The sequence below is a fragment of the Micromonospora sp. NPDC049679 genome, assembly GCF_040659735.1.
Lineage (GTDB): Bacteria > Actinomycetota > Actinomycetes > Mycobacteriales > Micromonosporaceae > Micromonospora_I.
On sequence record NZ_JBFANZ010000002.1, the window covers coordinates 237,917 to 251,327 of the forward strand.

Annotated in this window: 13 protein-coding genes and 1 tRNA gene; 5 read left to right on the top strand and 9 right to left on the bottom strand. The window is 69.1% G+C overall.

The genetic code is table 11. From position 1 onward, the window contains the following. The first annotated feature begins 328 nt into the window (after nucleotides 1-328). The gene (locus tag AB0J06_RS02820; protein ID WP_357423971.1) at nucleotides 329-2,809 is read left to right on the top strand and encodes a transglycosylase domain-containing protein; all 2,481 of its coding nucleotides are present in this window, start codon (nucleotides 329-331) and stop codon (nucleotides 2,807-2,809) included. A gap of 72 nt (nucleotides 2,810-2,881) precedes the next feature. On the opposite strand, the gene AB0J06_RS02825 is transcribed toward AB0J06_RS02820, so the two are convergent. Beyond that, entirely contained in the window at nucleotides 2,882-3,337 is a 456-nt protein-coding gene (locus AB0J06_RS02825) for a GatB/YqeY domain-containing protein (protein ID WP_357423888.1), read from the bottom strand. Nucleotides 3,338-3,362: 25 nt separating this feature from the next. Between AB0J06_RS02825 and AB0J06_RS02830 the strand changes: the two genes are divergently transcribed. From AB0J06_RS02830 to AB0J06_RS02840, 3 genes are all read left to right on the top strand, one after another. Further along, nucleotides 3,363-4,256, top strand: coding sequence for a metallophosphoesterase (locus tag AB0J06_RS02830; RefSeq protein WP_357423890.1), 894 nt, complete (start codon nucleotides 3,363-3,365; stop codon nucleotides 4,254-4,256). An 84-nt stretch (nucleotides 4,257-4,340) separates the two neighbouring features. Continuing rightward, nucleotides 4,341-4,417: transfer RNA gene (locus AB0J06_RS02835), tRNA-Pro, on the top strand. 394 nt (nucleotides 4,418-4,811) lie between these two features. After that, nucleotides 4,812-5,450 carry a hypothetical protein gene (locus AB0J06_RS02840; protein WP_357423892.1) on the top strand — a complete coding sequence of 213 codons (639 nt, stop codon included), beginning with the start codon at nucleotides 4,812-4,814 and terminating at the stop codon, nucleotides 5,448-5,450. Between the two features lie 63 nt (nucleotides 5,451-5,513). On the opposite strand, the gene AB0J06_RS02845 is transcribed toward AB0J06_RS02840, so the two are convergent. Genes AB0J06_RS02845 through AB0J06_RS02870 form a run of 6 tightly spaced genes read right to left on the bottom strand, consistent with a single transcriptional unit; the run spans nucleotide 5,514 to nucleotide 8,980 of the window. Beyond that, nucleotides 5,514-5,945 carry a VOC family protein gene (locus AB0J06_RS02845; RefSeq protein ID WP_357423894.1) on the bottom strand — a complete coding sequence of 144 codons (432 nt, stop codon included), beginning with the start codon at nucleotides 5,943-5,945 and terminating at the stop codon, nucleotides 5,514-5,516. A 9-nt stretch (nucleotides 5,946-5,954) separates the two neighbouring features. Next, a complete protein-coding gene (locus AB0J06_RS02850) occupies nucleotides 5,955-6,413 on the bottom strand; it encodes an AraC family transcriptional regulator (protein WP_357423896.1) in 459 nt (152 codons plus the stop codon). A 44-nt stretch (nucleotides 6,414-6,457) separates the two neighbouring features. Continuing rightward, nucleotides 6,458-7,276 (bottom strand): GvpL/GvpF family gas vesicle protein, encoded by an 819-nt coding sequence (locus tag AB0J06_RS02855; protein ID WP_357423898.1) that lies wholly within the window; start codon nucleotides 7,274-7,276, stop codon nucleotides 6,458-6,460. A gap of 52 nt (nucleotides 7,277-7,328) precedes the next feature. After that, nucleotides 7,329-7,652 (bottom strand): gas vesicle protein K, encoded by a 324-nt coding sequence (locus tag AB0J06_RS02860; RefSeq protein ID WP_357423900.1) that lies wholly within the window; start codon nucleotides 7,650-7,652, stop codon nucleotides 7,329-7,331. Next, on the bottom strand, nucleotides 7,633-8,592 hold the full coding sequence (locus AB0J06_RS02865; protein WP_357423902.1) for a gas vesicle protein: 960 nt from the start codon (nucleotides 8,590-8,592) through the stop codon (nucleotides 7,633-7,635). Before AB0J06_RS02865 ends, AB0J06_RS02860 begins: the two co-directional genes overlap by 20 nt. Continuing rightward, nucleotides 8,585-8,980: a gas vesicle protein gene (locus tag AB0J06_RS02870; RefSeq protein WP_357423904.1), complete on the bottom strand. Its 396-nt coding sequence runs from the start codon at nucleotides 8,978-8,980 to the stop codon at nucleotides 8,585-8,587. The genes AB0J06_RS02865 and AB0J06_RS02870 overlap by 8 nt, the downstream gene beginning before the upstream one ends. A gap of 429 nt (nucleotides 8,981-9,409) precedes the next feature. Here AB0J06_RS02870 and AB0J06_RS02875 point away from each other — a divergent pair, with 429 nt between their 5' ends. Then, nucleotides 9,410-10,834, top strand: coding sequence for a diguanylate cyclase (locus AB0J06_RS02875; RefSeq protein WP_357423973.1), 1,425 nt, complete (start codon nucleotides 9,410-9,412; stop codon nucleotides 10,832-10,834). A gap of 70 nt (nucleotides 10,835-10,904) precedes the next feature. On the opposite strand, the gene AB0J06_RS02880 is transcribed toward AB0J06_RS02875, so the two are convergent. After that, nucleotides 10,905-11,984, bottom strand: a complete 1,080-nt coding sequence (locus AB0J06_RS02880; RefSeq protein WP_357423906.1) for an aspartate-semialdehyde dehydrogenase — start codon at nucleotides 11,982-11,984, stop codon at nucleotides 10,905-10,907. A 3-nt stretch (nucleotides 11,985-11,987) separates the two neighbouring features. After that, the gene (locus AB0J06_RS02885; protein WP_357423908.1) at nucleotides 11,988-13,253 is read right to left on the bottom strand and encodes an aspartate kinase; all 1,266 of its coding nucleotides are present in this window, start codon (nucleotides 13,251-13,253) and stop codon (nucleotides 11,988-11,990) included. Nucleotides 13,254-13,411 lie beyond the last annotated feature (158 nt).

Sequence of the window (13,411 nt, forward strand, 5' to 3'; positions counted from 1 at the left end):
GTTTCCCCCAAGCGACGCGCGGATGACGTGCGATACTCGCCGGACCATCATGCTCTGTAGTCAACCGACTACGCAACGTTGTCCGCCAAATCCATTAATCCGGACATCTACTCTTCTTGCGGCCGCGGAGCTCGCATACCCGGTCTCGATCCGTGAAAACGCCGCCCGGACCGCGTTCCGAGGAGGAAGCTGGGCGGTAGAGCGAAGGGCAACCGCAGGCGCGAAAGTCGTGCGTTTAGCACAACGAGGCCGGCGGACGCAGGAAATGGGGCAAGTACGCCTCCCGCGCCGCCCTGGGCCATTCACGTACCCTGACGTGGTGACCTGGATGCGGAAGCGTGACCACAACCTGCTGACCAACGCCGCATCGCTGCTGATCTGCGGACTCTTAGCCGGCGTGGTCGTCGCGGCCGCCGCCTTCCCCGCAGTTGCGATGTCGGGACTCGCCGCTAAGGCGGGCGCGGAAACCTTCGACAAGCTGCCGAGCGAGCTGACCGTCAAGCGGCCGCCCCAGATCAGCTATCTCTACGCCTCGGACGGCAAGACGCCACTGGCGACCCTTTATGACGAGAACCGCCGGGATATCCCACTTAAGGATATTCCGCCGATCATGCAAAAGGCGATCATCGCCGCCGAGGATCACGGCTTCTACGAGCACAACGGCGTCGACGCCAAGGGCATCGCCCGGGCGTTCGTGGCCAACAACAGCGCGGGTGAGACGACGCAGGGCGCTTCGACGCTGACCATGCAGTACGTCCGCCTGACCATCGCCTACTCCGCCACCCACCCCGAGGACGTGGTGGCCGCGACCGAGGACACGAGCGCGCGCAAGCTGCGCGAGATGCGCTACGCGCTGCAGATCGACAAGGAACTCTCCAAGGACGAGATCCTGGAGCGCTACCTCAACATCGCTCCCTTCGGCAATGGCGCGTACGGCGTCTTCGCCGCGAGCCAGGTCTACTTCGCGAAGGCGCCGAAGGACCTCAAGATCGAGGAAGCGGCGATGCTCGCCGGCATGGTCAAGGCGCCCACGGCCTTCAACCCGAACAGTCCGGGTGGCGCGCAGGCGGCGAAGGAGCGGCGTAACTATGTGATCGACAACATGGTCGATATCGGCGCGATCACGCAGCAGGAGGCTGACGCCGCGAAAGCGACGCCGCTCAAGGTCACCGGGAAGCAGGCCCCGAACGGTTGCGTGGCCACCAACAAGAACAGCTGGGGCTTCTTCTGCGACTACTTCTACCGCTGGTGGATGGAGCAGGAGACCTTCGGCGCCACCTCCTACGACCGTGAGCGGCGCCTCAAGAGCGGCGGCTACAGCATCGTCACGTCGCTCGACCCCAAGACGCAGGACGCCGCGAAGGCCAACATCGAGCAGCGCCTGAAGACCGGCAACAAGAACGCCCTGATGCTGGCCGCCGTCGAGCCGGGAACCGGCCGGGTCCGGGCGCTCGCGGTCAACCGCAACTTCAAGCTGGACGACCCGAACAAGCCGCAGAACAAGATCTCGAGCAACCCGGCCAAGGCCCGGAAGGGCATCAAGGGCACCTACCCCAACACCACCAACCCGTTGATGACCGGCGGCGGCGACATCACCGGCTACCAGGCCGGCTCGACGTTCAAGATGTTCACGATGGTCGCCGCGCTGGAAAAGGGCTACCCGCTGGCCACGACGATCAACGCGAAGTCCCCGATGCAGACGAAGTACGTCGTCGAGGCGGGCGGGCCCGCGTCCTGCAAGAGCACGAGCTACTACTGCCCCACCAACGCCAACCCGTCATGGATGAACGGCGTACGGAACATGTGGTCCGGCTTCGGGCGCTCGGTCAACACCTACTTCGTCAAGCTCGAAGAGATGGTCGGCGCGGAGAACGCGGTCAACGCGGCCAAGCGCCTCGGCATCAAGTTCCGCGCCCAGAGCGACGCGGACATCGCCAACAACAAGACCGCGGCGAACCAGTGGGGCGCCTTCACGCTCGGCGTCTCGGCCACCACGCCGCTCGACCTGGCGAACGCGTACGCCACCCTCGCGGCTGACGGCAAATACTGCGAGCCGATCCCGGTGCAGGAGATCCGCGACCAGGACGGCAACAAGCTCGACGTGGCCAATCCGCGCTGCCGGCAGGAGTTCAAGGCGGAGATCGCGCGGTCCGCCATCGACGCCGCACGCTGTCCGGTCGGTGACAACTCCGCGACGAGCCGCTGCGACGGCGGCACCGCGACCATGATCCGGGGCTCGGTGAAGCACCCGGTCGCCGGCAAGACCGGCACCACGGACGGCGAAAAGACCGCCTCCCTGGTGGTCACCAGCAAGCAGTTGGCCGTGGCCGGCATCCTCGCCGACCCGGACTGGGCGCAGACCAGCGCGGTGATGGACCACAACATCGTCAACCCGGCGGTGTACGAGACCCTGGCCGACGCGTTGAAGGGGAAGCCGAGCGTCCAGTTCACCCCGCCGGGCGGCAAGCTCATCGCCGGCGACCAGCGCTCCATCCCCGTCGTGAAGTGCCAGCCGCTCGACTCGGCGAAGTCCGAGATCCGCAACGCCGGCTTCGACGTCGAGGTGGACAACACCCCCGTCGCGTCGACGTGCCCGGCGGGCACGGCGGCCGGCACCACCCCGTCCGACCGCACCATCAAGGGCGGCGTCGTGACCATCCAGGTCAGTAGCGGCAAGGGCACGAAGGCCACCCCGGGCACCCGCCCGGCGGGACGCGGCGGTAGCACCGGCACTCCGGGTGGCGGCACCCAGCCCGGTTGGCCCGACTGGCCGGGCCTGCCCGGCGGCGGCAACCGCGCCAACGGATAAGCAGCGAGACGGATCAGCGAGAGCGGGCGGGCACCTGAGGGTGCCCGCCCGCTCCGTCTGGTCAGCTTCCCCTCAGACGCCGAGCTGTCGCCGTACCTCGGCCGCCACCCGGCCCCCCTCGGCCCGGCCGGCCACCGCGGCCTGGGCCGCCTTCATCGCCGGACCCATCTGTGTCTTCCCCTCGAACCCGCCCGCGGCGAGCGCGCCCGAGACCACGTCGGCAAGCTCAGCGTCACCGAGCTGCTTGGGCAGGTAGCGGTCGAGCACCTCGCCCTCCGCCAGCTCCTTCGCGGCCTGCTCGGTCCGACCGGCGTCGGCGAACGCCGTCGCCGCCTCGCGGCGCTTCTTCGACTCGCGGGTCAGCACGGCGAGCACCTCCTCATCGGAGAGCTCCCGCTTGGCCTTGCCGGCGACCTCGGCGGTGCCGATCGCGGCGAGCGCCATCCGCAGCGTGGAGGTGGTCAGCTCATCGCGGGCCTTCAACGCGGCCCGCATGTCGGCGGTGAGGGAGTCCTTCAAGGTGCTCATGGACGGTCAAACTACCCTGGACGGTATGCGAAAGCGCACTGTATTCCGCTTGACCGCCGGGACCGCCGCACTGGGCGCCGCCACGTTCGCGTACGCGTCGCTCATCGAGCGCAACATGTTCACCCTGCGCCGCTTCGACGTGCCGGTCCTCGCGCCCGACGCCGAGCCGCTGCGCATCCTGCACCTGTCCGACATGCACATGATGCCCGACCAGCGTCGCAAGCAGCAGTGGGTGGCGTCCCTCGCCGGGACCGACCCAGACCTCGTCGTCGTGACCGGCGACAACCTGGCCCATCCGGAAGCGGTGCCGGGCGCGCTGCGTGCGTTGCAGCCGCTGCTGGACTTCCCCGGCGCCTTCGTCTTCGGCTCCAACGACTACAAGGGCCCGGTCTGGAAGAACCCGTTCACCTACTTCAACCCGAACCGCGAATACCGGCAGGGCGCTGAGCTGCCGGCCGAAGACCTGCGCCAGGTGCTGACCGGCGCCGGCTGGGCGGATCTCAACAACGCGCGCACCTCGATCAAGGCGGGTGGGCGTCAGATCGAGCTGGTCGGCGTCGACGACCCGCACATCGGACGCGACGACTACGCGTCGGTGGCGGGTCCGGCGCCGGCCGGGGCGGACCTGTCGGTGGCGCTCACCCACTCGCCGGAACCGCGCGTACTCGACGAGATGGCGGCGGACGGGTTCGATCTGATGCTCGCCGGCCACACCCACGGCGGCCAGGTCTGTATGCCGTTCGTCGGGGCGCTCGTGACCAACTGCGAGCTGCCGCGACAGATGGCACGGGGACTGCACCGGTGGCCCGGCACCGACACCTGGCTGCACGTCTCCGCCGGCATCGGCACCCATCCCACCGCGCCGATCCGGTTCGCCTGCCCGCCCGAAGCGACCCTGTTGACGCTGATCCCCAGCTGAGCTGCCGCTCGCCGCCGCGACGGTCGCGGGGCGGGTACCGAATTTGATCCCCGGGCACGGTGGGCTACTATTCTCGGCGTACCTCGGGGTGTGGCGCAGCTTGGTAGCGCGCTTCGTTCGGGACGAAGAGGTCGTCGGTTCGAATCCGGCCACCCCGACCAGAGGTAAGAACGAATTAGGGCCCCTCCTGGAGGGGCCCTAATTCGTTTCCGACACCCACTGGCAGCCTCGGGCACCCACGGCCCAGCAACCGGTGCTCGGAGGAGGGGCGAGACGACCGAGGTAGCGGTATTGGCAACGGTGCCTACCCTCTTGACCATGGGAGCACTCAAACCGTGGCACCTCTTCGTCCTGACGCTCTGCTGCCTCTTGCCAACCGCTGCCGCGATCGTGGGCGGAGTCTGGGCGGCGCGCCGATCTCGCAACCGTCACTGATCCGCGGCCAAGCGACGGGCCGAGCAGCAAGGGGCGTCGCCCGTCGGTGGAAACCCTGGCGTCCCATTCCGGGTCTTCTCGGATAGCTTCTCGGCCCCGGACGCTGTGACCATCAGGTCCATGGGGAAGCGATGGCGTCAGCTCACGGTTTGGCTGCACATCCTGACATCAGCCGGATGGATGGCGCAGGCCATGACGCTGTGCGTGCTTCTCTCGGTCGGTCTCGCCGCGGACGATCTTTCCGTCCGCGACGCCGCGACGTCTATGGCCCTCGCCGTCGACGGCCGCCTGGTCGGTCCGATGGCCGACGCGTCGGCCTTCACCGGGATCATGCTCGCGGCCGCCACCCCGTGGGGTTTCTTCCGGCACTGGTGGGTGCTCGCCAAGTTCGCGATCACTCTCGTTCAGCTCTACATCGGGATCTTCTTGCTCTCGCCGAGGCTCGCCGACTCCGTCACCGCCGGACCGTCGCCGGCGCAGATCGCTGGGACGGTGTTGATGGCCAGCGCGATCGCGTTCCAGGGCTGGTTGTCTGTGGCGAAGCCGTGGGGCACCGTTCGCGGTCGTCGCCGCACCCCCGCGGGAACCGCACCGTGGTGGGTCTTCGCCGCCGCCGTCCTGGGCGGCCTTGCCGACCTGGCGCTCGCCTTCGCCATCGGCCACCCATTGCCGTTACTGTCCATGATCCTGCTCGCCGTCGGCCTGCCACGCCGGCGGCGATGGGCCGGTACCCGCCAGGCGACGCCGGCTCGGGCGTGAAGGGGCTACGCCCGGCCGGCCCGGTCACCGGGTTCCGTCCACGCTGGCAACCCGTCAGATGAGTCAGGCGAAATCGGCGGGGGTGAACTGCCGCGACTCGACCAGCACCATCCAGTTGCCCGAGTTGTCGCGGGCGACGGCCTCCACGCCGTAGGGGCGCTCCTCCGGTTCCTGGATGAACTCCACGCCCTTGGCCCGCAGCTCGTCGTAGGTCTTGCGGCAGTCGTCCACGTTCAGGCCGAGGCCATTCATGCCGCCCTCGTCGAGCGAACGGTTCATTGCGGTCACCATCTCGGGCGAAAACGGCGGGCCGGGGATGGTCAGGTGGACCTGCAGCTCGGGCTGGTTCGGGTGCATGACCGTGCACCAGCGGTAGCCGCTGTCGCCGAGGGTGATGTCAGTGTGCTCGGCGAAGCCGAGGACGTCGATGTAGAACGCTTTGGACGCTTCGATGTCCTTCACGAAAATACTGACGATGGAGATGTTGGTAATCATGTGACCAGGCTAGGAGCCGGCGGGAGGCGGTGGCTTCTCCTGGGTTGCGCACCCGCGTCGCTCGGCCAGCCCCCACATGAAGACGAAGCATCCCGGAATTCGCGGGGCACCGGTCGCCGCCCAGCGGCGCTGGAACTCGCTCGGCGTCTCCCCGACCAGCTCCCGGAACCGGCTGCTGAACGAGCCGAGACTGGAGAAGCCGACGGCGTGGCAGACCTCGGTGACGGTGAGATTGGTGGCACGCAGCAGGTCCTGCGCGCGTTCCACCCGCCGCCGCGACAGGTACGCGGCGGGCGAGAGGCCGTAGGTGGCGGTGAACAGCCGCTGGAGGTGGTATTTGCTGATACCCGCCACCGCGGCGAACGCCTTGAGGTCCAATGGCTCGGCGTAGTGACGGTCGGCGTGGTCGCGGGCCCGGCGCAGGTGCACCAGCAGGTCGCCGGGGGCCCGGCGCGGCGGAACGCTCACGGCGAGCCAGTCTAGGGGGCCGGGCAGTCCGGTGCTCGGCCGTCTCAGTCGCGCCGGTCGGCACCGTTTCGGCCGCTGATGCCCTCTGCCGGTGCCAACTCGCTGAAGGAGTACGGGGGCCACGGCCCCAGGAATCGGATCCTCGCCGCGGCCTGCTCGTCCTGGATGCGTGACAACTCGGCGCCGAGTTCCTGCACCCGGTCGCGATGCACGAGAAGAGCGGCGGCGAGCACCGGCACGTGCCCCTCCGCCCTGTCGCCGCGGCGGCCCTCCGAGATGTCCTCGACCAGGCTGACCAGGCGTCGGCGGTACTCCGGATAGACGCGGTCCGCCAACTTGTCCGCGGCGTCGCGCTGCATCTTCTCCAGCCTCTTCACCAGTAGCCGGCGAACACCCGCTGGCTTGCTCTCCAACTCGGCCGTCAGCGCGCGTACCTCTGGTTCGTCCTCCGTTACCTGGCCGCGGTCCAAGCTGATGTCCACGCGAAGCTCCACGCGGTCCTGCAGTGCGTCGAGCCGCGCCCGCAGCTCTTCCGCCGTGTCCCGCAGCCAGTTGCGCAGTGTCTCCTGGGCAGGGCGGTCCTCGTCGGCGCGGACGAGCACGTTGAAGGTGGCCGGTAGGGCGGTCCCGGCGATCTCCCAGGCACGCTCCACCACCGCACTGTGCTCCAGAATCCACCGCTTGGCGTCCTCGTCGGCTCCCTGGTAGGGCCCTGAGTTGGTCTCGTGAACGATCGCCGCGACCCCATCCGGGACGTCCACCAGCCGCAGGGGTGCGCCGTCGATTCCGGTTCCCAAGCAGTCGGAGGAGAGGTCCAGGGGCCAGGGAAGGACGGCGTAGACGTACAGGTCCGGACCGTTCATATCGTCCTCCACCTTTCACCGTGGTCCCGGTCGCAGCCGCACGCGATGGCGATCACAGCGTCCCCTTTTCCGCTTCGTCGGCCCATCGGGACGGATTGATGAGCTTGTCGACCACGTCGTCCACCACGTCGTCCAGGCCGCGTCGCAGGTCCTTGACCGAATTGGTGATCCCGTGCTCGGCCTTGATCTCCTCCATCGCCTCGTCGAGCTCCATGAGTGCCTCGCCAAGTCGGTTCTGCTCCTCCTCGGTGAGGTCTCCAATCTCCAGCCGCCTCACGGCCTGGGTCTCCAGCGCCTCCTCGATGATTTCCACGAGCGTGACGACGAGCGTCAGGACGCCGTGCTTCAGACTCTTCTCATCGACGGTGAGCGCCACTGTCCACCTCCGCGACCTGCCCGGACGACGCCGGTTTTTCCGTGATCTCCCGAATGAGCTCAGCCCAACCCGGCGCGTCGTCCGGGGCGAGCAGGACCGTTCCGTCAGCGGTCGTCAAGGCCAATACGTGCGTCTGTCCCCGCGGGGTCCGCCCCCAGCGAACCTCCACATCCACGATGTCGCGCGGGGCCAGGCTGACCGCCGCACGCGCGTCCAACGGCGATCGCCACGTCAACCCCGCGTGCCTTTCGAGCCGCGCGGTCCCACCACGCCAGAGCACCGATCCTGCGCGCATCTCCTGGTACCACGCATGGGCTTCCCGGGCGGGCGCCGCCGGAGCCTGCGTCGCGCTCGCCTCCTGCGTCGCGCCCCTACCGCGCAGACGGGGTTGCACGAGGGCCAACAGTTGCTCTGGGTCTGCCGCCGACAGCAGATGGGAAGTGCCGTCGACCATTTCCGCCTGCAGACGTTGCCGCTCCTCGCCGCCGACGGTTCGCTCGGCGCATAAACCGGCGGCCCGGATGCCCTCCCACGGGGCCTGCCACAACATTTCCGCAGGCTCGCGCCGGAAGACCAATAGTCTTCGATCCGTGAGGTACACGGTGCCGGGGCGCCAGGAGTGGTGAAAACCGTCGGCGTACACGCCGCCGGACATCCGCGCCACCAGTTCCTCACCCGGTAGCAGCGGCACCTGACGGGCGACGGAACGCTGCACCCAGGCCCGGGTCCGCTCGTCCCACTGCCGCATCATCCCGTACTCCAGCATCGTCTCCAGTCCCGCGAGGGTGGCGCGGAGGTTGACCCCGATGAGCGGGATGTCGGCCACGGCGATGATCAGGTCCAGGTTGAGGTAGACCCCCTTGTTGAGCAGCACCTCCACGAGATCCGGCAAAGTCACCCGGGGGTCGCGCGTGGGCTGCAGCGGTGCCGACTCACCCATCGGTACGGCGTCTCCGCACCTGTTGCGCCGGCGCCTGCCGGGCCGGTTCGGTCCGATCGGTGGCTCCGGCTTCGATCTGGCGTTTCGATTCCGCTGCCGACAACGACCGCGCGCTGCGCCAACCGCACCAGGGACAGGACTGTTCCAACAGCTCCTCGGTGGGGACACGTTTTCCGCAACCGGGGCAGGTCTCCTTGGCCTCGATCGCGTCGCGCCAGGCTGGAGTCTCGGTGTCCGTCCCGGCGGGGAACTCCAGCCCGTAACGCGCGGCGGTCTCGAAGGACGCCAGGGCAGCCCGGATCCGGATGCCGAGAAGCTCCACGCCGGCGACCGACACCATGATGTCCGCGTTGAGGACCAGACCGCGGTCCAGGAGCGTCTCCACCACGTGGACGAGGGTTCCCTCGCTATCGCGTTGCGGCTGCAATGACTGCCTCACGCTGCGATCACCATCTCGCTCCTCCGATCTGCCCGCGCCAGGTGTGCACGGACCCTGCTTAATACCGTCCGCACTCCGGAAGAAAACCGGAGCGTGCCCTCTCTCACGGTGACGGCGCTGTCGATCGAGGGCTGCGTTGACGCTGGTCAGAGCGGGGACAGGATGATCAGTTGCGAGGTCTCGCCGGGCGTCACGGGAGCCGGGCGCAGCGGCAGTGCCTGGCCGGCTCGTCTCTCCCGCGCACCATGCGGGCCAGCTACCGGGCCGACAGCGACGTTCCAGACACTCTGAGTAAGCTATGGCGACGTCCTCCGGCCCCTCCCCCGGTTAGACGCGCTTGTACCGTCCGTTCCCCCACCCCGAGACGACAACGTGCGACTGGACCATGAAGGCATCGTTCGTGCCGCGGCGGCGCGCCTCACCGAGGCGACCACCGCGGTAGAGGCGTGCGAATTCGCGGTGGCGGAGCTGAGTCGGCACACGGATGCCATGATCGCGGTGCTGCTGCAGGCCCACGATCACCTGCGCTGCGTCGCGGCGACCGGCTCCTGGCACGTCTCCGCGTCGCTCCCGCCCGGCACCGGGGTCTCGAGTCGCGTCTACGTCAGCGGCAAGACCGAGACGGTCACGGCGGTCGAGGCCGATCCCGACTACATCCCGACCGGACCCGACGTCACCCTCGAGATCTGCGCTCCCATCCTCGACGGTCGGCGTCACCCGATCGGCACCGTCAATCTGGAATGGACCGAGCGGGTCGACAGCGAGCAGTGGCGCGAAACCGTTGAGCGGATCGCTGACCGACTCGGCGCGCGCCTCGACCAGCTCGGCGGCGCTCCGCCGGAAACGCACAGCGAAAAGCTGCTGCGACACGCGATGGCGCTCACGAGCGCCGGGTCGGAGCATGAACTCCTCGCCGTCGCGGTCGAGGCCGCCCGGGACGTCTCCGGGCTCGCGGCGTCGGTGTTCGTGCTGACCGGGCCGGACGGCCCGCGGCTCAACGTCCCGGCGACGCTGCGGGACGGCCTGGAGCTGCGGATCCGCTGTCGGCTCGCGGCAGCAGGACGGGTCGGGCTGGACCGGTTGCTCGCCCGCGCCCATCTGCACGGCGCCCTCTACACCCTCGGCGAGCCCGAGCAGCTCGCGTCGCACGACTACGGGATCCTGACCGAGGCCGGCGTGCACACCTTGATCGCGGTGCCCCTCGGCGGCGCCGAGACCGGTGGGGTGATGCTGGTGGCCGACGAGCGGACAATGCGCCCGGACCCGACGACCGTCAACCTGATGGAGCTGCTCGCCGCGCAGACCTGGACCTGCCTCGACCGGCTGCGGACGCTGGACCAACTACATGAGCGGGCGATGTCGGACCCGCTGACAGGGCTACGCCACCACGGACCGTTCGGCGAGCGCATGGCGACCGCCACTCCCGGCCGCACGGCGCTGGTCGCGATCGATGTGGACGAGTTCAAGACCATCAACGACACGTACGGTCATCAGGTGGGTGACCGGGTGCTGGTGGACCTGGCGCGGGCGCTGCAGACGGCGCTCCGGCACGGCGATGAGCTCTACCGGATCGGCGGTGACGAGTTCGTCGCGGTCGTCGACGTGCTCCGGCCCGAGGAGGCCGTCGGGATCGGCGAGCGGCTGGCCCGGGCGGCGCGCATGATCGGCCGCACGGTCAGCGTGGGGGTCGCGGTGCAATGCCTCGGGGAGGCACCGGAATTGACGCTGCGTCGGGCGGACGTGGCGCTCTACGACGTCAAGCGGGACGGTCGGGACGGCGTGCGCCTCGCCACCGTCGGCTGAACGACGAGGTCGCCGGGCTTCACCGCTCGACGCGGATCCCGCCGGCGGGACCGGGCACTTCCCTGACCGCTCAGCGGCGGGCGGCGAATTCGGCGGCGAGCAGCTCGGCGATCTGCGCGGTGTTGAGGGCGGCGCCCTTACGCAGGTTGTCGCCGGTGACGAAGAAGTCGAGCGCACGGGGGTCGTCGACCGACCGTCGGATGCGGCCCACCCAGGACGGGTCGGTGCCGACGGCGTCGATCGGCATCGGGAACTCGCCCGCCGCCGGGTCGTCGACCAGGATCACGCCGGGCGCGTTCCGCAGCGCCTCGCGCGCGCCCTCCGCGTCGACCTCGGTGCCGAAGACCGCGTGTACGGCGACCGAATGGCCGGTCACCACCGGGACCCGGACGCAGGTGGCCGATACCTTGAGGTCGGGCAGGCCGAGGATCTTGCGGGACTCGTTGCGCATCTTGAGCTCTTCGGAGGACCAACCGCCGTCTCTGAGCGAGCCGGCCCAGGGCACGACGTTGAGCGCGAGCGGGGCCGGGAAGGGGCCGAGGTCGTCTCCGACGGCCTGTCGGACGTTGCCGGAGCGGGAGCCGAGCACCCGGTCGCCGGCGATCTTCGTGAGCTGGTCGTGCAGCGTGTCCACGCCGACCTGACCGGCCCCGGAGACAGCCTGGTAGGAGGCGAGCACGAGCTCGCGCAGGCCGTACTCGCGGTGCAGCGGCGCGATCGCCACGATCATGGCGAGCGTGGTGCAGTTGGCGTTCGCGATGATGTTCCTCGGCCGGTTGCGGATCTGCTCCGGGTTGATCTCCGGCACGACCAGCGGCACGTCCCGGTCCATCCGGAACGCGCTGGAGTTGTCGACGGCGACGGCTCCCCGTGCGGCCGCGACGGGCGCCCATTCCGCGGCGACCTCATCGGGCACGTCGAACATCGCGACGTCGACCCCGTCGAACACCTCCGGCGTGAGCGCCTGGACGGTCAACTGCTCGCCGCGGCAGAGCAGTTGCTTGCCGGCGGACCGGGCGGAGGCGACGAGCCGGATCTCGCCCCAGACGTTCTTGCGGGACGAGAGGAGGTCACACATCACGGTGCCGACGGCGCCGGTGGCGCCGACGACGGCGAGCGTGGGCAGGTGCGCGCGGTTGGCATCAGCCATGCGTCACCTCCCGGTGCCGGCGTAGACGACCGCCTGCTCCGTGCCACCGAGGTCGAATGCCTCGTGCACGGCGAGCACCGCGGCGTCCAGGTCGGTGTCCCGGCAGACGACGGACACCCGGATCTCCGAGGTGGAGATCATTTCGATGTTGACCCCGGCCTCGCCGAGGGCGGCGAAGAAGCTGGCGGCCACGCCCGGGTGGGAACGCATGCCGGCGCCGATGAGCGACACCTTCCCGACGTGGTCGTCGTAGAGCAGGCCCTTGAACTTGACCGGCTCCTGGATCTTGCTGAGCGCGGCCATCGCCGTCGGCCCGTCCGCCTTGGGCAGCGTGAACGAGATGTCCGTGCGCCCGGTGCCCTCCGTCGACACGTTCTGCACGATCATGTCGATATTGATCTCGGCGCTGGCGACGGTCTCGAAGATGCGCGCGGCCGCACCCGGCTCGTCCGGGACGCCGACGATCGTGATCTTCGCCTCGCTCCGGTCGTGAGCGACCCCGGTGATCAGTGCCTGCTCCACGGGAAGCTCCTCCATCGATCCGGTGACCATGGTGCCGGTGTTGGTCGAGTATGACGAACGGACGTGAATCGGCAGATCGGCCCGACGCGCGTATTCGACGCTCCGCAAGTGCAGCACCTTCGCGCCGCAGGCGGCCAACTCCAGCATCTCTTCGTACGTGATCTGCTTGATGTGGCGTGCGTTGGGGACGATACGCGGATCGGCGGTGAACACGCCGTCGACGTCGGTGTAGATCTCACAGACGTCGGCGCCCAACGCCGCGGCGAGCGCGACGGCGGTCGTGTCCGAGCCGCCCCGACCCAACGTGGTGATGTCCTTGGTGTCCTGGGAGACGCCCTGGAAACCGGCGACGATCGCGATCGAGCCCTCGTCGAGCGCCCCCCGCAGGCGGCCCGGCGTCACGTCGATGATGCGGGCCCGCCCGTGCACCGAGGTGGTGAGCACACCCGCCTGCGAGCCGGTGAAGGACCGCGCCTCGTAACCCAGGTTGTGGATCGCCATGGCGAGCAGCGCCATCGAGATGCGTTCGCCGGCGGTCAGCAGCATGTCGAGTTCACGGCCCGGCGGCAGCGGGCTGACCTGATGCGCGAGATCGAGCAGTTCGTCGGTGCTGTCACCCATCGCGGACACGACGACGACCACGTCGTCGCCCCCCTTGCGGGCGGCGACGATGCGCTCGGCGACCCGCTTGATCCGCTCCGCGTCGGCGACGGAGGAGCCGCCGTACTTCTGCACCACCAGTGCCACGGCGGTCCACTCCCTCCGGTCGGGCTGAGCGTGCCGACGCCGCCGGTCTGGAGCCGGCGGCGCCGATGTAAGTCCCCATCAGGGTACCGGCGGCGGACGGCGACCCCGACATCCGATCCCACGATCCGGCCCGGGGACGACACGCCGGGGCGACGCGA